The sequence below is a fragment of the Planococcus notacanthi genome (assembly GCF_030407825.1).
Taxonomy (GTDB): domain Bacteria; phylum Bacillota; class Bacilli; order Bacillales_A; family Planococcaceae; genus Planococcus; species Planococcus notacanthi.
On record NZ_JASDCQ010000001.1, the window covers coordinates 1,089,904 to 1,109,823 of the forward strand.

At 44.4% G+C, this 19,920-nt stretch carries 17 protein-coding genes and 1 pseudogene; 5 read left to right on the forward strand and 13 right to left on the reverse strand.

The window, feature by feature from the left end; all coding sequences use genetic code 11:
- Nucleotides 1-12: 12 nt before the first annotated feature.
- The 9 genes from QMA01_RS05325 to QMA01_RS05365 all read right to left on the reverse strand — a co-directional run bounded on the left by QMA01_RS05325 (nucleotide 13) and on the right by QMA01_RS05365 (nucleotide 10,454).
- Nucleotides 13-1,098, reverse strand: coding sequence for an MBL fold metallo-hydrolase (locus QMA01_RS05325; protein ID WP_290214654.1), 1,086 nt, complete (start codon nucleotides 1,096-1,098; stop codon nucleotides 13-15).
- Between the two features lie 335 nt (nucleotides 1,099-1,433).
- Nucleotides 1,434-3,347 (reverse strand): ABC transporter permease, encoded by a 1,914-nt coding sequence (locus QMA01_RS05330; protein ID WP_290214481.1) that lies wholly within the window; start codon nucleotides 3,345-3,347, stop codon nucleotides 1,434-1,436.
- Nucleotides 3,325-4,137: an ABC transporter ATP-binding protein gene (locus tag QMA01_RS05335; RefSeq protein ID WP_290214482.1), complete on the reverse strand. Its 813-nt coding sequence runs from the start codon at nucleotides 4,135-4,137 to the stop codon at nucleotides 3,325-3,327. Before QMA01_RS05335 ends, QMA01_RS05330 begins: the two co-directional genes overlap by 23 nt.
- Nucleotides 4,138-4,239: 102 nt before the next feature.
- Complete coding sequence (locus tag QMA01_RS05340; protein WP_290214483.1) at nucleotides 4,240-5,262, reverse strand: sensor histidine kinase; 1,023 nt, start codon at nucleotides 5,260-5,262, stop codon at nucleotides 4,240-4,242.
- 12 nt (nucleotides 5,263-5,274) lie between these two features.
- Nucleotides 5,275-5,958 (reverse strand): response regulator transcription factor, encoded by a 684-nt coding sequence (locus tag QMA01_RS05345; RefSeq protein WP_284700309.1) that lies wholly within the window; start codon nucleotides 5,956-5,958, stop codon nucleotides 5,275-5,277.
- Nucleotides 5,959-6,178: 220 nt separating this feature from the next.
- Nucleotides 6,179-6,604, reverse strand: a complete 426-nt coding sequence (locus QMA01_RS05350) for a hypothetical protein (RefSeq protein ID WP_191715776.1) — start codon at nucleotides 6,602-6,604, stop codon at nucleotides 6,179-6,181.
- A gap of 130 nt (nucleotides 6,605-6,734) precedes the next feature.
- Nucleotides 6,735-8,609: an asparagine synthase (glutamine-hydrolyzing) gene (asnB, locus tag QMA01_RS05355; protein WP_290214484.1), complete on the reverse strand. Its 1,875-nt coding sequence runs from the start codon at nucleotides 8,607-8,609 to the stop codon at nucleotides 6,735-6,737.
- 55 nt (nucleotides 8,610-8,664) lie between these two features.
- Nucleotides 8,665-9,243 (reverse strand): lipoprotein BA_5634 family protein, encoded by a 579-nt coding sequence (locus QMA01_RS05360; RefSeq protein ID WP_191715778.1) that lies wholly within the window; start codon nucleotides 9,241-9,243, stop codon nucleotides 8,665-8,667.
- A gap of 305 nt (nucleotides 9,244-9,548) precedes the next feature.
- The gene (locus tag QMA01_RS05365; protein ID WP_290184945.1) at nucleotides 9,549-10,454 is read right to left on the reverse strand and encodes a LysR family transcriptional regulator; all 906 of its coding nucleotides are present in this window, start codon (nucleotides 10,452-10,454) and stop codon (nucleotides 9,549-9,551) included.
- Between the two features lie 105 nt (nucleotides 10,455-10,559).
- Here QMA01_RS05365 and QMA01_RS05370 point away from each other — a divergent pair, with 105 nt between their 5' ends.
- Nucleotides 10,560-11,594: a YeiH family protein gene (locus QMA01_RS05370; RefSeq protein WP_290214485.1), complete on the forward strand. Its 1,035-nt coding sequence runs from the start codon at nucleotides 10,560-10,562 to the stop codon at nucleotides 11,592-11,594.
- A 79-nt stretch (nucleotides 11,595-11,673) separates the two neighbouring features.
- Here QMA01_RS05370 and QMA01_RS05375 read toward each other — a convergent pair.
- Together QMA01_RS05375 and QMA01_RS05380 are read right to left on the reverse strand one after the other, a co-directional pair.
- Nucleotides 11,674-12,228 (reverse strand): annotated as a pseudogene (locus QMA01_RS05375) (GNAT family N-acetyltransferase).
- A gap of 80 nt (nucleotides 12,229-12,308) precedes the next feature.
- Entirely contained in the window at nucleotides 12,309-13,190 is an 882-nt protein-coding gene (locus tag QMA01_RS05380; protein WP_290214486.1) for a DMT family transporter, read from the reverse strand.
- A gap of 799 nt (nucleotides 13,191-13,989) precedes the next feature.
- Between QMA01_RS05380 and QMA01_RS05385 the strand changes: the two genes are divergently transcribed.
- Genes QMA01_RS05385 through QMA01_RS05395 form a run of 3 tightly spaced genes read left to right on the forward strand, consistent with a single transcriptional unit; the run spans nucleotide 13,990 to nucleotide 16,412 of the window.
- Nucleotides 13,990-14,145, forward strand: coding sequence for a cytochrome c oxidase subunit 2A (locus QMA01_RS05385; RefSeq protein WP_203339889.1), 156 nt, complete (start codon nucleotides 13,990-13,992; stop codon nucleotides 14,143-14,145).
- A 43-nt stretch (nucleotides 14,146-14,188) separates the two neighbouring features.
- Complete coding sequence (locus tag QMA01_RS05390) at nucleotides 14,189-14,656, forward strand: cytochrome c oxidase subunit II (protein WP_191715783.1); 468 nt, start codon at nucleotides 14,189-14,191, stop codon at nucleotides 14,654-14,656.
- Nucleotides 14,657-14,714: 58 nt separating this feature from the next.
- A complete protein-coding gene (locus QMA01_RS05395; protein WP_290184952.1) occupies nucleotides 14,715-16,412 on the forward strand; it encodes a cbb3-type cytochrome c oxidase subunit I in 1,698 nt (565 codons plus the stop codon).
- A gap of 125 nt (nucleotides 16,413-16,537) precedes the next feature.
- Here QMA01_RS05395 and QMA01_RS05400 read toward each other — a convergent pair whose 3' ends face one another.
- Nucleotides 16,538-18,586: a GAF domain-containing sensor histidine kinase gene (locus QMA01_RS05400; protein WP_290214487.1), complete on the reverse strand. Its 2,049-nt coding sequence runs from the start codon at nucleotides 18,584-18,586 to the stop codon at nucleotides 16,538-16,540.
- 170 nt (nucleotides 18,587-18,756) lie between these two features.
- Nucleotides 18,757-19,140, reverse strand: coding sequence for a hotdog family protein (locus QMA01_RS05405; protein ID WP_191715786.1), 384 nt, complete (start codon nucleotides 19,138-19,140; stop codon nucleotides 18,757-18,759).
- A gap of 295 nt (nucleotides 19,141-19,435) precedes the next feature.
- Here QMA01_RS05405 and QMA01_RS05410 point away from each other — a divergent pair, with 295 nt between their 5' ends.
- Complete coding sequence (locus QMA01_RS05410) at nucleotides 19,436-19,861, forward strand: DMT family transporter (RefSeq protein ID WP_290214488.1); 426 nt, start codon at nucleotides 19,436-19,438, stop codon at nucleotides 19,859-19,861.
- Nucleotides 19,862-19,920: the final 59 nt, after the last annotated feature.

A 19,920-nucleotide genomic window follows, 5' to 3' on the forward strand; every position in this document is an offset into this window, starting at 1 on the left:
ATTGTTCCTCCCTTATTCCCACCAGCCGCTAACAGGAATCGACAGGCTTTCATTCAATTGAAGCGTATCTCCTATTTTCGGCGTCAAGAGCTTTACCTCTTTGGCTTCCGCTTCTTTTACTGCCCGTTCTATCGGATCCGACCAACTGTGCCGCGCAAGAGTAAATGCTCCCCAGTGCATCAACATCATGTTTTCGGACTTCAAATCGATACTGGCCTGTACCGATTCTTCCGGCTGCATATGTGAATCTGGCCAGCGGCTATCGTATTGGCCACCCTCAATTAAAGCGATATCAAAAGGTCCGTATTTATTACCGATTTCTTTAAAATGTGCATCATAGCCACCGTCGCCACTGGTATAGAAACGGGATTGGTTTCCGATAATCACCCACCCTCCCCAAAGTGTGGAATTTTGATTCAAGATTCCTCGTCCAGAGAAATGTTTGGCGGGAGCCAAGGCGATCGTCAATCCTTGGAACTCTGTTTCATCCCACCAATTCAATTCCGTAATCTTATCTTCTTCAACGCCCCATTTCACCAAATGATTGCCGACTCCATAAGGGACAAAGAAATGGGCAACTTTGCTCTTCAGTCGTTTGATGGACTGATAATCTAAATGGTCATAATGGTCATGCGTGATAAAGACAGCATCGATAGGAGGCATCTCTTCGATCGTATCCAACAGATCGTCACTATAGCGCTTTGGCCCGATAAAGGAAACCGGTGAAGCTACCGGTCCCAGCATGGGATCAATTAAAATTTTCTTATTATCGAGACTTAGGATAAAAGCAGAATGCCCCAACCAAGTCAGGCTGTCTTCTTCAGCATTGATTTGGTCCCAATCGATTTCCGATAGAGGAATTTGGCCGGTTGGGCTCCTTTCATCACTGGCTGAGTTGGGCTCTTGTTTTGTGATGGGACTGCCAGCAGCCACGATTTCCGATGGCAGATTAATGAATTTGCCGTCTTCATAATTCGCAAAGGTTTCATAAACTTCTTTTTGTTCCTTGCTTGGATTGCTCCCAAAAGTCGCATAGATATTGGTAAACACTAAAATCCCCACCCCTAAGCCAACGATCAGCATCACTAAATAAAACAGTATTTTCGTTAGCTTTCTTTTTTTGCTTCTTAATGTATTCTGTCCTTTTTGTTTCGTTATTGTTCGATGGCTTTCGAAATTCGACATTCTATCCCTCGCCTCACATTATTGGCCAGTAACTGATGCTAGCTCAAACTTACTTCCAGTATACCTCCACATAAAGCCGCAAAGAAAAGATTATCGTTCATAATTTGCCAAAAAATGTTGCCTTTTATTTTTAATTTGAAAAGTCCGTTTGTGAAACTGCTCGGTGAATCCCTCACATGAATTAATCAATTACAAGAGATGCAAAATAAAAAAGACGAAAGGAGCTGACTCCTTTCGTCTTTTAATGCTTATAAGGCATTTTTTACGGTGTTCCGGTAATAGCCGACTGTCAAGAAAGCAAAGATCAGATAAATTAATGTGTACATGGCCATAGCAACAAAAGCTGCAAAGGCGATGTCTGATTGGAAGAAAGAAGACAGCACTTTAATGGCGAAGATGGCATGCACTAACCCAAGTACAAGCGGTAAGCCAAAAACAAAAACCTGTTTTTTGATAATGCCGCGCATGATATCTTTCACACTAAATCCAAGCTGGCGCAAGGTGCCATAGCTTTTCTTTTCCTGTTCAGCTTCCGTCATTTGTTTAAAGTACAAAATACTGCCTGTCGAGATCAAGAATACGAGTCCTAAAAAGCCCGATATGAAAATCAACAGTCCATTCGTTTCAATCGCTCTCTGGTAAGCTGAATAATAGTCAATGTGCCCACTTGTATTATAGCGTTGCACATAAATCTCAGACGCCGCTTCCAGATCCGCTGAATCGGTAATGGTAAATCCATCTACCCGGCTCATTTCCGCCTGGCCTGTCGCTGTAAACTGATCTTTTAACTGCTCATAGGTGCTTTCATTAACCACTAATTGAGAGTAAAGCATCGTCCCATTGATGCTGTTGCCTTCCGCATATTCTGCGATTTCGATTGTGGTCTTTTCGTCATCAGCTAAATGCAGTGTCAACGGCATTTCTATCACATCTCTGAACATGGAAATCGATGAAGTGCTATAGAAAATTGCCGATCCATCCGCAGGAGCTTCTATGTCACTTCCAGCTTGCTGCAACTGCTTATCGCTGACAATGGCGATATACAATTCATTGCTCGGGACAGGCATCGCCCCTTCTTCCATCCGACCGAATAACACGAGCAAGTCAATGGCCCCATGGGTATATGAAATTCCTTTTTCATCAAACTCTTTGCTCAATTCAGTAGCCTCTGTTTCATTTTTTTCAAAAATGAAGTCGAAAGGCATTTGCGAACGGGTTTCATGTTCAGTGGCATAGTAGAAAGAATAAGCGCCAGCAAGCATCGTCAATGTCATGGCCGAAAGAATCGTGATGATGGTCAACGAATTCGCATTCCCTTTTAACCGGTGCATCAATGGAGCCAAAGATAAACTGTTGGATAAGCCTAGATGGCCTGCTTTTCCATCACGGATTTTGTAAAATACCCAACCGATGGTGACGCGGAAAATCAGGTAGGTCCCTACACCAATTGATGCTAATACAGCCAGTATATTAAAAAGAAATAAATCATTCAGCATATTGTCCGAAATGAGATAACCTAAAACGATTAAGGCGATGCCGAGAATCGCCAGAAAAGCTGCATTTCTGGTTTTCGGTTTTTTCGGGTGCTCTCCGGTTTTTTCTGTGTTGAACAAGGACAAGAGGGTGTTGCGGTAAACGGTGGAAATCATTTGAATGGTCGTAAACATGAAAATTCCAATGAAAACAAAAACGGTTTGAATGACAGCAGTCATTGAAAACGAAACATCGATCATCAGGTCATAACCGATCAGCTTCATGAGCAGCAATAGGAAAACACGTGATACCAACATTCCCACAATAATCCCTAATACAAGTGCTGCGATGCCCATCAAGAAATTTTCAATAACCAAAAGTCGTGCAACGACTCTTTTTTTCAATCCAATCAACTGGTAAAGCCCAATTTCCCGGCTTCTTCTTTTCAGGAAAATCGAGTTGGCGTAGACCACAAAGATGCCGGCAATAAAGATCAGCAGGATTCCTGCTGCCAGAAAAGCCGTACTCATCTGTTCGTTTTGCGCAAGAACCGCAGGGTCGTGCTGCAACGTAGCGAAAACGAAGTACAGCACCACACTGAAAATGAGTGCGAAAAAGTATAAATAATAATGTTTGATGTTTTTGCGCATGCTGCGGAAAGCGAGATCAAAGAGCGTCAATGCTTTCACCTCCGAGCACAGCTTGAATATTTAAAATTTCCTGGAAAAAAGCTTGTCTCGTTTTATCTCCTTTATAGAGCTCCGTGTAGATATTGCCGTCTTTCAGGAACACAACACGGCTGCAATAACTTGAAGCCAGTGGATCATGGGTAACCATCATAATCGTTACGCCACGCTTCTCATTGATATCTGCCATGGTGCCAAGCAACGATGAAGCGGATTTGGAATCGAGCGCTCCAGTCGGTTCATCCGCAAAGACCATTGAAGGCTGATTGATCAGTGCACGCGCTGCAGAAGTGCGTTGCTTTTGTCCGCCTGAGATTTCATGCGGGTATTTATCGGCAAGATCTGCAATTCCCAATATATCGGCGATCGTACGGAATTCCGCTTCCGCCAACTTCTTTCTCATTTTGCCGAGTGACACCGGCAGCAAAATGTTTTCCTTAACGGTCAAGGTATCCAGCAAGTTATAATCCTGAAAAATAAAGCCCAGCTGGTTTCTTCGGAATGCGGCCATGGCGGCATCTTTCATCTTCGAAATATCCGAGCCGCTGATGAGGATCGTCCCTTCCGTGGCCCGGTCGATCGTCGCAAGAATATTGAGCAAGGTTGTTTTGCCGGCGCCGGAAGCGCCCATGATTCCAACAAATTCGCCTTCTTCTACGCGCAGATCTATTCCTTTCAATACTTGCTGGACATTGCCCTTCGAACCGAATGATTTTCGGACATTTTGAGCATATAAGACCGTTTTTTTCGAGATTTGGTCAGTAGTTTTTGATTTTCTTTTTAAAAGTGCCATGCTTTTTGCCTCCCTGTTTTCTTCTATCCTTATACTACCGCGTAACAATTCGGCAGTCGTTTGATTCGCATGACAAACAGGGTGTACAAAGTGACAATGTTGTCACCTGCGAATTTGATCAAAATCGTTTTCCATTGTGAATCCCATTTCCAAAGTCGCCCCTTTGCCTTTTGTTGAAATCGCCGACAGCCGGATGCCGATTTTTTCGGATACTGTTTTGGCCAGGTAAAGCCCGAGCCCGGTCGCCGTATTATGGAGCCGACCCATGCCCCCTGTAAAACCTTTATCGAAAATACGCGGCATGTCATGATCTGGTATGCCCGCTCCTTGATCTTTGATGGACAAAATGCAATGTCCTCCGGCTTCTGTGCGTGTCGTAATAAAAATGGTACCGTCTCTCGGGCTGTATTTCACAGCATTCGACAAAATCTGGCGTACTATAAAACGACACCATTTCCTGTCTGTCACAACGTTCGTTTCCAAGCCTTCGATTTCAATTGCCAAGTTCTTTTCCCGGCACCAAGACATCAGCTCCCGTACTTCTGCGGCTATGATTTCTTGAAGAGGAACTCTCTCCAACACATAATCCGATTCTAAAGAGGACAGCCGGGATATGTATAATTGTTGATCGACCAATAAAAAGATGCGCAGCCATTCTGCTTCGATTTTGCGTATTTGCGGATCTTTGCGGTTTGCATCAATAACGAGTTTCATGGCGGTAAGCGGGGCTTTCGCTTCGTGAACCCATCCGGCGATATAATCATCTTGGATAATCGTATTTTGCCGAACTTCACTCAATTGTTTAGAGAACGAAATGCCTGCACTTTGCAAAATGTCGTTTACCTGTTCATCGCGCTCGAATATTGGGTCAGGCAAAGCTTCGTACCAGTCAGTCTCCGTTTCTTCTTCCAGTAATGCCAACTGCCGAATATACGCTGTCTCCCGGTAGTACCGCCAACTGATAAATGCAATAAAAGCAATCAGCAGTAATGCATTTACGTAAACCAGCGAAGAAATTTCCACGTCAATTCCTGGATCCAACCACAGCAACAAATCAGCTGACAAGAGAGACAGGAAAAAAAAGAATATCCAGCTTTTCATATCATTTATATAGCTGAAAAACATAAAATCCCTCCATCATGAAGTAACGGCTACATAACCCAGCCCTTTTTTCGTCAGTATCGCTTCCCCTAAACCCAGATTCGCCAGTTTTTGGCGAAGCCGTGTAATATTGACCGTCAAGGTATTGTCGTTTACGAATCGTTCATCATCCCATAAAGCTCGGATCAACTCATCACGGGAGACGATTTCTCCTTTTGCCTTCACCAAAACAGTCAAGATGAAAAATTCATTTTTGGTCAGTTCTTCTTCTTGCCCATCCAAACGAATCATGCCGCGTTTCAAATCGATCAATGCCCTGTTCCACTCCATGGTGTCAGGAGATTCTTCTCCATAAGAATACACTCTTCTCAATGTGGCTTGTATTTTCGCAAGCAGGACATCCGAGTGAAACGGTTTTTGAACATAGTCATCCGCTCCCATCTGCATCGCCATAACCATGTCCATTGGGTGATCGCGTGAAGACAGGAAAATAATCGGCACTTTCGAAATCGAACGAATCTCACGGCACCAATGAAACCCGTCGTAAACCGGCAATTGGATATCCATAATGACTAAGTGTGGTTCATCTCCCCTAAAATCAGACATGACGTCTTGAAAGTTTTCCGGTCCTGAAATGTGCATGCCCCACTTTTCCAAGTTTTCTTTTAATGATTGAAAAATGGCCAGATCGTCCTCTACAATGAAGATTTTCATTTCCATTTTTAGGCACTTCCTTTCTTTCTCCTAATTCTACTAAAAATCCGTTCAAGCAATCAATCAATAGCAAAACCGAATCCGATCCCTTTAACAGATCGAAAAGTTATTTCGCACATTAAGTTTTTAGTTATACGTAAAGCCCGGCACAAGCATTAACGAATCGCTTGCGCCGGACTCTATTCAATCAATGAGTTTTAATTTCCCGTTTATTGCTTTTTTACTGCTATTTGTTGAGCAAAATGACGAAAACCAGCACTACGGCAGCTAATGCAATGATAACCGTAGCCCATCCGATTTTCACCCTCGTCAATAACCGGTCCACTGTAAAGAAGGAAATAGCGGACACCAGGCTCATCACCAATAAGATGGATCCAAATAAACAATGGAAAACGAGCGAAATAATTTCACGTGTCACCGTTTTCTTGCTAATCTTTCTGCTGATCCAGTCACTAAAGAGAGAAGCAGCCAATCCATAGGAAACAGCAAACATGAAATTCAAGTAATACATGTTTGCGAATCCATTTACTGAAAAATCAAATCCGCCAGCTACTGAAAAAATAAAGGCGAACAACAAACTACTGACAAGTGCCGTTACGATCTTTCTTTTTAAAGCTGTAATAATTCTTTCTCCCGTGTTGTGAGTGTTCAACTAAAGCGCTCCCTTGGCTGGTATCTATCATCTATCTATTTACCGCTATTAAACGGTCTTCTATATTATTCCTTATTTATCGGCATACAACAATACCAGTCAACAGATAAGATGACTGGTATGGCAATCTTTAGTTTGCTGCACCGACCAACATCGGTTCACGATGAGCTACAACTTGTTCTTCGAGACGGAAATAGCGCTTGTACCAAATCAGAAAAGTGAAAATTGTCCATACTTTACGGCCGTTATTGGATTTCCCTTCGTAATGGTCGTTCAACAACAGCATGATTTCATCTGTATTGAAAAAGTCGGCAGCATCCGCACTTAAGAAATACTCTTGAATTTGGCGGTAAAATCGTTCTTCCCGGATCCAATTGCGGATCGGCACCGGGAAACCGATTTTCTTGCGGGCAGCAGAAAATTCAGGAAGGGCTTTTCGCGCTGCAAGGCGCATCGCATGTTTTGTTTCCATTTTAGTGATCCGGTATTTGGAAGGAACTTGTTCTGCGATAGCCATCACTTTTTTATCCAGGAAAGGCACACGCACCTCGAGTGAATGGGCCATGCTCATCTTATCGGCTTTCAATAAAATATCGCCCACCAGCCATAGATTCATATCCAGAAATTGCTTTTTCGTCAAATTGTCTTTGTCTTTTACTTGATTGTAAAAGGGAGTAACGATTTGTTTAATGGACGGACCGTGCTGAAACGGTTCTTTGACGATCCTTTTCGCATCCGTCTCACTGAATATATTCGCTTGTCCGATAAACCATTCTTCAACAGGGAGACCGGCATGCATCAAAAATTGTTTGCCGCGCATTTCGGGAAGTTTGGAAGCAACTCTTCCTGCGGGTCTACGGACGATGCTCGGGATTTTCCCGTACTTTTTCATCAACGGTGTCATGTCATAGGCTTCATACCCACCGAACAATTCATCTGCCCCTTCCCCCGATAGAATGACGGTGACGTCTTTTTTGGCCAGTTCGGCCAGAAAGTACAGCGGCACGATCGATGGATCTGCATGCGGTTCGTCCATTTGGTACTGAATATTTTCCAATTGCCCAAAGCAGGCATCCGCATCCAGTACGGCATGGTTGTTTTGGATCTCCAGTTCATCTGACAATAGTTTCGCATTGTCGATTTCCGAGAAATTTTGGTCGCTGAATCCTACTGTAAACGTTTTGTCCGGCTTTAATACGGAAGCCACATAACTGGAGTCAACACCACTCGACAAAAACGATCCGACTTTCACTTCACTGACACGGTGGCTGAGGATGGATTCCTGAATGGTCTCATCGATTTCATCCACCAGCTGCTCCAGTTTCCGGTCGCTTGATTGAAAATCAGGTGTCCAGTATTTCTGGAGCGTAACTTCTCCCTTTTCATAGACCAAATAATGGGCAGCCGGTAATTTAAATATCCCTTTAAAAAAAGTTTCATCCAAAACAGAGTACTGGAATGAAAGATAAGGCAACAAAGCGTCTTGATTGAACGCTTTCTGGAAACCTGGATGCGGAAGAAAACTTTTGATTTCAGATCCAAAAAAGAACGTATCCTTCATTTTCCCATAATAAAGCGGTTTGATGCCGAACATATCCCGCCCTGCAATTAGTTTCTTGTTTATCCGGTCCCAAATGACAAAAGCGAACATGCCACGCAATTTGGACAGAATGGCTTCTCCATACTCTTCATAGCCATGAAGAATCACTTCACAATCTGACGCTGTTTCAAAAACATGCCCTTTGTCCATCAACTCTTTACGGAGTTCCAAAAAATTATAAATTTCGCCGTTAACCATCGCAACCAACGAATTGGATTCGTTATAAAAAGGCTGTCCTCCGGTCTCCAAATCGATGATACTCAAGCGCCTGAAGCCGAGAGCTGCATCCCCTTCGATAAACTCTCCCGCTGAATCAGGACCTCTGTGTATAATCCGATCCATCATATTCGTCAAATCTGTTTTCATGTCAGCTTTTTTTCCAATAAACCCCGTAAACCCGCACATTTCCATTCTCCCTTTTAATAAAAAATAAATTCCTAAACCATTGTGTAATGCTTGTTTATTCCACTACCCTAACCAGTTGGGTGTCGTCTACATCAAAGTCCATCAGTTTGATGCTGGGATCTTTTTTGTATTCCATGATTGCCATGAACTTTTCTTCTCCTTCGATTTTCGGCCAATCAGCATCGTCGACGATCAAAAATTTCTCGACGTATGCTCTGCCATCACCGATGATCGAGTTGCCGCCATAGCTTGCCTTTAGGTTTTGGCCATCCAAGTTCAATTGTTCCTGTTCGGTTTTTGCATACACGACGGCCTCCCCTTCAGAAAGCTTTGCAACCGATGAGATGGCTTCTGTTTTATCTCCGGTGGTGACTTTTCTCAACAATTCTTTGTCCGCAATAGCTTGAGCTGTCTCTTCACTCAAAACCATCATCCATTCGCCTGCTTCGGCCACTATTTTTATCGGATATTGGCTCTCGTCGATCAACTCATCCTTCTCCTGTTCCAATGCTTCGGCTACCTTCACTTCATCCCCGTACAAAATGATTCCATTCGCTTTTTGAAAAAAACTGCAGCCAGACATTAATGCCCCTGCCATGATTGCTGCGGCGCATACTGATAAGGTTTTCTTCAATGCAATCTCTCCTCTCTTCGTTCTTTCATGAGTTGCCTTTAACATTTTATGTAAAGCTGCTCTTGCTCACGGAGCACTTTAGTAACTTTAGTATAAAAGAGGCTATTCACTTTATCGTTTGTTCCAGATGACGTTTACCTTACAATATTGCAAGATACGAATTTCAAGAAAATCGGCTGAAAAGGAAATAAAAAGAAGATGCAGTATTGGCAGCATCTTCTTTCTTTGCAATTCTATATACTTTTCAGTGCATTCATTCTTCATCTTTCCCAGACATCACTGCGAATAAATAAAACTCCTGCAGATCACAAAATTTTGAAGTCTGTCAGTTCTTTATGGTTCTTCAGCAAATCCAGAAAGGCAGAAAGGGCTTTTGTTTGGAAAGGCGATCTTGTCACGATCGAAAAATCCCTGGTGTATGGAAGACCTTCCACATTCAGAACCTTTAAGTCTCCGTAGCGCAGCTCTTTTTGAATCGCCCACTCGGAAACCAAGCTGATGCCCATTCCCGCTTCGACCATGGCTTTAATGGGTTGTGTGCTGCTGAAGTGCATGAGGGACGGAGGTAAAATCGAAAATTTCTTAAAGACAGCTTCTGATGCTTCCCTTGTCCCTGAACCGAGTTCCCGCAATATCCAGGTTTCTTCAATCAGCTCTTTTACTTTTATGGGCTTAGTGCGCTGCACCAAAGGGTGATCAGCAGCAGCGACTACAAACATCCGGTCTTCTGCAAAAGGTTCAGTCTTCAACTCCTGGACTCCTTTGAAATGGCCTTCTACAATGCCGACATCCAATTGATGGCTGAGGACGAGCCCGGCAATGGTAGTGGTGTTGCCTATGGTGACAGTTGGCTTGATATCCGGAAATTGCTCTTTTGCTTCTGCGATGATTTGCGGCAGCAAGTATTCTCCGAATGTGTAGCTGGCACCAATGGCAATCGATCCGCTCGCTTTGTTGGTGAGGTCATCAAGAAGATGATTCATTTTCGCGTAGAGCTCTTTGATTTCGATTGCATGGTGGTAGACGATTTCTCCCGCTTTGTTCAGCCGCACATATTTGTTTGTCCGTTCCAGTAATTTGACGCCTGTTGTTTCTTCCAATGAACGGATATACTGGCTGACGGCAGGTTGTGTCATGTGCAGCTCTTCTGCCGCTTTCGAAAAATTCTTCTTTTCGATTACCTTGAGAAATACTTCCAAGCGCTGATCCATCTTTATCCTCCAATCATTTATATGCTTTTGCTTATGATAATCATATTAGATCGTTATTTTACTAATGTATAGAAGTTTTTTATACTAACTGCAGGAGGTTTCATCATGTCTGCACATTATAATAAACCTGCACAATCCAATTCCACCGGTTTATCACCAACTGCTGCCTGGATTAGCGGAGTGCTATTTACTTTTCTTTTGGCTTTTCTCGGCTATTTATTGGCTCAAATCCCTGGCTTCAACCAAGTCGGCCAACTTGCTTGTGCCATCATCATTGCGGTTTTTTACCGGCAGATTTCCGGTTATCCGAATGCCATTCGTTCCGGCATTGTGTTTTCCTCAAAACGCCTATTGCGGGTCGCCATCATTCTTTATGGATTGAAACTGAACATCGACATCGTCCTCAGTGATGGACTTGGCTTGTTGCTGCGGGATATGGTTGTCATTGCTTTCGCTATCCTGCTGACGGTATGGCTGGCTAAACGCTTTAAAGCCGATCAGACCATTTCCCTGTTGCTTGGTGTGGGAACCGGAGTTTGCGGAGCGGCTGCGATTGCCGCAATCGCCCCGATCATCAAAGCTAAAGACGAAGACACGGCAATCAGTGTCGGCATCATCGCCCTTGTCGGCACGGTCTTCGCTATTTCATACACCATTCTTCGTCCGTTTTTGCCGCTTGATGATGTCCAATACGGCATGTGGGTCGGCATCAGCCTGCACGAAATTGCCCATGTGGCATTAGCCGGAGCGCCCGCTGGTGAAGACGGTCTGGCAATTGCGTTATTGGGGAAATTGGGGCGTGTCTTCCTGCTCGTTCCTCTTTGCTTGATTTTCATTTTTCTGATGAAACGAAAAGACAAAAATCAGGAAACAAACGCAAAAATTGAGTTCCCCTGGTTTCTTCTCGGCTTTCTCTTATTGAGCGTTTTAGGCAGCTATGTTTTTGGCCAATCGATTCCATTCCCGCAAGAGTTGCAGGAGTTTGTATCGACAGCGACTACCTGGCTCCTGACGGCTGCGATGGTTGGGCTTGGATTGACGGTCAGCTTGCGCGATTTGCGTGAACGTGCCATGCTGCCGCTCGCTGCAATGACCATTACATCGATATTGCTGGCAGTCTTTACATATTTCGCTGTCTGAATAATTTCAGGCTGTATTCTACCTAATAAAAAAAGGAAAAGCAGATGCCTCCAAGGCCATCGCTTTTCCTTTTTTGCATTTATGATTGCGCTGGCCATTCTTCACGCAACATCCCCATCTTGATGGCATCGAAGTAGTTGCTATCCACGACGCGTGCTTTTCGAATCCGCGCTTCTTCTTTCATGCCCAGCCGCTCCGCCACTTTCATCATCCGCTCATTGCCGGACCAGGTAGACATGCCAAGACGGTGAAGTGTTGTGAAGTCGAATAAAAAATCGATCCACAACCGGTAGGCTTCGGAGCCGTACCCACCGTTCCAGTACTGGGTGTCGTATATGACAATGCCTGTCTCCACCCAATCTGTATGGCGGTCGATCCAATAAGCTCCGACGTAGCCGATCGTTTTCTCATCTGCTGTAATGACGAGCGAAGCGGGAACGCCATTTGTGATTTCCTCTTCTTCCATCCATTGTTTTCGGTGCTGGTCTTTACTCAGCCAGGGTTCCGGAATGTAAGGCCCATTCCACTTCTTCGCTTCCTACTGTTTTTCCTCGTAACGCCAGTAATAGATGCGATCCATCTGGGCTGCTGTTGCTTTTTCAAGTTTCACTTTTTTGCCAATGATATTTACCAACACCGTTTGCATCCTTTCTCGCTTGTTTTTTATTTTGTATCGATCACGTTATGTACCTGCCTTTTGTGTTCAAGCCCTTATCATGCAGCAGCTTCTTCCGCCAACTGTTTTTCCGGCCAGTTCACCAGGAAAATCCCTGCAAAAATCAAGCTTCCTCCAATTAGTAAAGGCAATCCAAGCTGCTCTCCAAGAACCAGCCAGCCGAACAGGATGCCGAATAAAGGAGCTAAAAACAGAAACGCGCTCACTTTTCCGGAATCACCTTTTTGCAGCAGGTAGAACCACACCGTGAACTGGATGATTGAAGCCGGGATGGCCAGCCATAACAAGATCAAAATGGAGCTTGAATTGATGACCAGACGGGACGTTTCCAGGAAAACCGACCCGACCAGCAAAATAAGCCCGCCAAAAAACATCTGATAGGCAGTCATGACCCAAATATCGAACAGCCCACCCCATTTCTTGATAATCAATGTCCCAACCGACCAAAAAACAGCGCTCAAAAATCCGAGAAACGTACCGATTTCAATCGTCAAATGGCTTCCCATGGCAATGAAGACCCCGGCAAAACCCAAAAGCACACCTGTCCATTGAACCACTCGGTACCGGATGCCCAGTGCCAGAGTGCCGATCAATACCACCAATAAGGGATTCATGAAAGTTAAAATCGCGGATTCACCGGACGTAATAGTGCGCAGGCTCAAAAAGATTGATCCCATGACGCCGGCTGTTTGGATGGCGCCGATCAGGATCAGCTTGCCCCATTCGCCTTTGTTGGCAGGCTGCTTTCTTTTGAACAAACGCACAAAGACCAGCATGATGCAGCCAGCAATGACAAAACGAAGACCTGCCAGCAACAAAGGCGATATGTAGGTTAAGCCGATTTTGGCTACCACAAACGAAGACCCCATCAACCCAGTCGTCAGGACGACCAGAAACGAGAATACTAATTTTTCTTTCATCTGGCCACCCCCTTTACCTGAAGCTTGCCTTCGCACTTCAGCGCTTCTCTATTCTGTATTATTACAAGGCGAGCTTTCTTGTCGACAATTTCTCAGCAGTTTTAATGACGTCAGTCGAGCGCTTAATTGGAATAATCATATCATTTTTAAGAATATAAATTGCAATACTTAATTTTTTTTGCTCACGTTGAAAGTTTACTTTTAAAACAAAAAAAGAGATTCGCTTTTATAAGCGAGATCTCTTCGTTTTCATTTTCATTCCCGCAATAATCCAAAGCTTAACAATTTGCTTTACAACTTGTCATCTGCCCCGCTGACTTCAACGGAAATGATGAGCATTAAAATGGCTGTAACAATAAGAACGAGAGACATGATTACCAGCATAGGAATCTCCTCCAAGCTTTTTTTTCTGTTTGTTTACTGTAGTATACCCAAATTTCTTATCGATAGCGTTGACCTGCATCAACTTTTAGCTGCACCATTTTTTATGGCCAAATTGACCGGAAAAGACGATTTCCCAGTAATTTTAAAAAATAAAAATGACAGGATTTCCTTGACGCAGGTCAAGGTTATGTGGGATGGATTTCGGTATGATAAACAATCAATGAAATCTTTTTTAGCTTTTCCTTTTACTTATTAGTCGTGCTAACTCGAAAAGAAAGCAGATTCCTCTTCCAAAGAGTGTGTATTTTTGGTAAAATTCAGATAATTCAAATAATATTATTTTCATTTAGTTATGCCTTTATAGAACGTGCCATCCGGTTCTCTAATGTAAATATTAGGAAAGGAGGAACTTAAAATGAATGATTCTTCTTCTACAAACAGAAAGAGCAACACACGCAAGAAATACGATGAAACTTCCTTGAGCGGCACTTTTGTATCCGTTTTGATTATCGCGGTTTTTATGCTTATCTCCTGGTTCAGCGTATTCTTATTATTCTTGGAGCGCAATTAAAATTAACGGTTTACTCCCGAATTTAGAAAGGAGACTGTCACGCATGCATATCCATCGTTATGAAAAACTATGGTTAATTATCGGCTCTCTTATCTTATTGGTATTCTTGGCCATTTTAGCGATTCAAACTTTTTACCTTGAAATGGGTCCGCCCAGCCATGCTGAGATGATTGATCCGCAAACTGTCAAAGAATCGGAAATCTTTGCAGATGCCGGACTGAAGGAGATTGGCGACAACGAATACGAAATCGCCATTGTGGCTGAAATGTTTTCATTCCAGCCTGGAGACTTGGAAATACCCGCTGGTGCGACGGTGCATTTTACCTTGGCCTCTCCGGATGTCACACATGGCTTTAAGATCACCGACACCAATGTGAACGTCATGGTGGTGCCCGGCCATATCTCGAAAGTCAGCCATACCTTTGATCAGCCTGGTGAATACTTGATCTTATGCAACGAATACTGTGGCCTAGGGCATGAATACATGGCCAATACCATTACAGTCAACTAAACAAATGCAGATCGCTCTGATTTACCCGAATCAATTCTATCAGAAAGAAGGGGAAACCATGACGCATATCACCGATATACACACTCGCCATAAAGGGGCAGCCGTAAATGAAGATGTCGCAGCCGGCATCTCAAAGCGGGATTTCCATTTGTCCATTGCTAATTTGTCCATCGCTTTTATCGCTTTGCTGGTCGGCGGAGCAGCAGGCTTGTTGCAGGGATTTGTCCGCAGCGGATTTTTGGAACTGCCTTCCTGGATCAGCTATTATGCACTTTTAACGGCTCACGGAGTCCTATTGGTTTTGGTATTAAGTTCTTTCTTCAGTATCGGATACTTGTACGCAGGAACTTCGCGTGTACTGGGCGGTCTCGCCGATAAGACACTTGCTTTCGGATGGGCCGGATTTGCGCTAATGGCTGCTGGAACAATCATCGCCGCCTTCTTCATCTTGGCTGGCGACGCTAACGTTCTTTACACATTCTATACACCGATGCAGGCACATCCATGGTTCTACATCGGACTGGCTCTTCTGGTCGTTGGAATCCTGTTGAATTGCATCGGGATGTTCATCACCTACCAGAGTTGGAGAAAACGAAATCCGGGCGTGCTGACTCCACTATTTGCCTTCTTCTCGAATGCTGTTTTTGTTCTGTGGGTTTTCGCTTCTCTCTTTATCGCTGTATTCGTCGTCGGAATGGTCATTCCTTGGGCATTCGGATGGGTGCCGACCATCGATCCAATGATGGGGCGTACTTTGTTTTGGGCGTTCGGCCATACACTCGTCAACATTTGGATGCTGACATCTATTTCTGCCTGGTATGTCTCTATGCCGAAAATCATTGGCGGAAAAGTGTTCAGTGATTCACTGGCACGTGTCGCAGTCGTCATTCTTGTGGTTGCCAATGTACCTGGTGGGTTCCACCACCAGATCCTCGACCCAGGACTGTCGGTTGAATTGAAATTCTTGCATGTCATCCAAACGTTTATGATTATCTTCCCTTCCCTTATGACAGCTTTTGCAATGCTCGCAACCATGGAGCGTTCCGGAAGGGCAAAAGGCGTGACGAGTTTATTAGGATGGTGGAAAATTTTGCCTTGGTCCGATGCACGCTTTTTCGCTTTGATCGTCGCGATGCTTGCTTATATTCCCGCTGGGCTTGGTGGCATCATCAATGCCAGCAACCAGGTCAACCAAGTGGTCCATAACTCGATCTGGGTTACCGGCCACTTGCATTTGACTGTCGGCACGACGGTCATGCTGACTTTTTTCGGCATATCCTATTGGTTGATTCCATATCTGTCCGGAAGAAAACTGACGAGGAACCTTAACCGACTGGGCATCGCCCAAACCATCATTTGGGCTTGCGGCATGTTGCTTATGTCGGGTGCCATGCATGCCAATGGCTTACTTGGCAGCCCGCGCCGGACTGCGAATACGACGTATAACGGCCACAGTGCCGCTTCTGACTGGGCGCTTTATGAAATGTTCATGGCCATGGGTGGTGTTATCCTGTTCGTGGGCATTCTGCTGTTGGTCTATATCTGGATTCAATTGGCATTTTTCGCACCAAAAGGTGATACTGATTTTCCGATCGGCGAGGATTACAATCCGAAAGACGCTTCGCCTTTATTCATGGACCGCTGGTCGATATGGGTGGTGCTTGCCACACTTTCAATCGCCATTGCCTATGTGATTCCATTGCTGGACTTCGCTTCAGGCCACAGTCCGGGTTCACCGCCATTTTTGATGCCTTGATCCAGGCACTAATTTACGATATCCAAAAGAGGAAGAACCCAAACGGGCTCTTCCTCTTTTGCTGTTTCTTTTATCATCAATCTGGCATCCAGCAGTTCCTGTTATCAAAGTACAAATTTCCTCATCTAGCCATCCTGTCGAAATCTGACGGAGAACACGGTCCCTTCATCGCTCGTGTTAACATCAATTTGCGCGTTGTGGCGTGCGGCGATGGCATAGGTTACCCCAAGGCCCAGTCCGGTTCCATTGTCTTTTGTGGTATAGAAAGGTGTGCCGATTTTTTTCAATACGTTCTTGTCTATTCCTCCGCCTTGATCACGGATTTCCAGAACAGGTGTATTTTCATTTTCCATATACGTTCGGATTGTCAGCAACTTGCCCGGCTCCATGGCTTCTAAGCCATTGCGGCATAAGTTAATGAGCAATTGGCGGATTTCATCCCGGTTCAGCAACATTTCAGGAATCGGCTGTGTAAAGAATTCAATCGCCTTATTTTGATTGAAAGTATCGATTTCCAAAAGAGGTGCAATGTCATAGATAATGGCATTCAGATTCTGCATTTTCATATCCGAAGAACGTGTATTGCCGATGGATAGAAACTCAGAAATAATCGAGTTGGCGCGATCGAGTTCATCAATCATCAAATCAAAGTACGTATTGTATTTCTCTAATCCTTGCTCACCTGTCAGCAATTGCAGGAATCCCCGGACGGTGGTCATCGGATTTCGGATTTCGTGGCTGATTCCGGCTGCCATCTGGCCGATCAGCTCGAGGTTCGACAAACGCTGCAATTCCATTTCATATTTCTTCTCGGTGGTATTTTTGCACAGGCAGCAAATACCGTCATCAAAGGGATAGGCAACCACTTCAAAACAGCAGCCATTTGCTGAAGACACTTCAAACTGGACAGGGACTCTCTCGACCATTGCCCGATGGAGTTCCTCATGCAGAACCGGATTGAGTGTATCGGAGTAAACTGTCCAAATGCTTTCCCCGAGTACATTTTTAAAAGTTTTTCCTTTAGGCAGGTATTGATGTTCATTGATGTAAATGAACTCCCATTCCTTATTGAGTGCAAAAAATCCATCCGTGATGCTGCCAATAAGACTCGTTACTTTGTCGTTGGCAGTTGCCAACTGATTGGTCCGCCTGGCCACACGCAGCTCCAGCTGGTCCATATACGTTAGATTCGAATAAGTCAGCGCTGTAGCATCAACAATGGAATGCGCTAAATGGACCTGTGATTTTTCATCGGCTTGCAGCGTCTCCATCAGGCAAGCAATGGCGATAAATCCGAAGACCTCTCCTTTGGAAATCATCGGAATCAACAACAGCCTGCACCTTTCCTCACTTGGGATAAATTTGACTGTCCGGTTGACCATGACTTCATGAATCACATGGTCCGTCTGTTGGTTGGTTTGAATATCTTCAAGCGCTCTTTTCCATTCATCTTCAGACCACTCGGAATCTTTGCCCATTTTCTTGAAACTGAGGTTTCCTTCTTGTTCTGGGTCTCGAAGAAAAGCTGCGACGTTATTGCAATCTACCGTCTTGCCCAAATAATGAAAACACGTATCCAAGGTTTCCGGAATGGTTGAACACATGGATAGTTCCCGGTTTGCATCAAGCAACAGCTGCTTCTCCGCAATCAAGTACTCCTTCTGTTTCAAGTTGTTGGCATTCTGAATAGCGACAGCCGCCATATTGACGTACGCTTCAATGCTTTGGATCTCAATTTCCGTCAAATTCATCCGCTTTCCGCAATCAAACAAAAAAATCAGCCCGTATAAATGCTGTTCATAAATGATCGGCAGCCCTAGCAGTGATTTGATATTGAACGCAGCCACCGACCTTGGATCCGGACGCGAATCAATGGACGTATCTGGAATATAAATTGTTTGTTTAGTTTCCATGACTTGTCTAGCAAATGCATCTGCTTCAAAATCGATCAGTTGTGCAGTGATCATCTCGTTATTGATGAAGTCGGGTTTACCAGCCATCCCTCTGTATACTCCATCTTCACCCGGCAAATAAATTCCGACAGAATCGCATTGGACGATTTCTTCAGATATTGCTGTAGTGACATGCTGCAGCATGTCGTTCAATTCCAGCTTGGTATTGATGATTTTCGTCAATTCAGCCAGCCTCGAATATCTTGTTTGTTCTTTTAACATGGCTATTCGCTCCGCTCTTGATCATCGGGAAACGGGGTTGCAGCTTCCCGCTGCAACTCCCTCTATTCCGTCAAGACATTATGTCAGTAGCTTACCATAAATGATTTCTCGCGGCTAAATAATTTCTGCTGAACTTGCGGTTAGTCGCAATTCTGTTAAGCTGACTGCCGTTAGACAGGCAGAATGATGCCTGCAAATCCACCGATCAACACTTCTTTAGAAAATTGGTTTTTGCAGCTGAAGGAAGCTTCTATCGCCGTCCGCCTGTTTTCCAATCGATCGTAGCGATCGATTTTCACGTCACAACGAATGGTATCTGTAGAAAAAACGGGACGCAGAAATTCAAAGTTCATGGTGCGTGCCAGTACATTGTTATCTCCACCCACTTTTGTCGGCAACGTGGCTGTCAATAGACCTTGCACAACCAGCCTGCCTTCTTCGTCGGGCGTCAGGTGATGATTTCCGTAGTCCCCAGAAACCTTAGTGAATAATTCTATGTCTTCTTTCGTAAATGTCCGTTCGAATGTAATGATATCTCCGACAGATAGTGACAAAGCATTTCCTCCTTTTTAGCAGCCTGTTTCATAAAGATGACCTTAATTGTTTTTTCACCCGCTCTTACTCGGCAACTTTTTTGTAGTTGAATACTTGCTTTCCTTCAAATAGGCTGTGTTCTTCTATTATAAACATAAAGAATCGATTCATCTGAAAAATTCATCGTATATTTTTTCGCTGATTATGTTCCAATCAAACTTTCTGCAAAACAGTTAATCTTTCCTTGCACCCAAAAGGACATATGTCCTTTTTTTTGATATCGTAAACTATAGCCAAAGAAAGGGTGTGAAGCGCTTGAAAGGAATCTTTTTTGCATTAGCGGGTGGGTTCTTCCTGACCTTCCAAAGCGTCGCCAACGCCACAATCAGCGGCAGCATCGGCACTTGGCAAGCTGCCACGATGACGCAGTTCACCGGCTTTGTGCTGGCAATATTGATTGTCATTGTGCTGCGTGACCGATCTTACTGGAACTTGAAAAACGTGCCGCTTCTTTACGCTTCCGGCGGGCTGCTGGCCGCTATCGTGCTCTACACCAACATGACTGCTGTCCACCGAATGGGCGTGACGTTGACCATCGGCATTTTCCTGATTGCCCAATTGCTGGCAGCCGTATTGGTTGACGCCAAAGGCTGGTTTGACATGGCCAAACAACGGATCGGTGTAACGCAGATTGCCGGGCTGCTGTTGATGATCGTGGGAGTTGTCGTTCTTAAATGGTGAAGAATCGAGAACAAACCATCCATGATTACCTCAATCAATATGGAATAGCATCTGTGTTC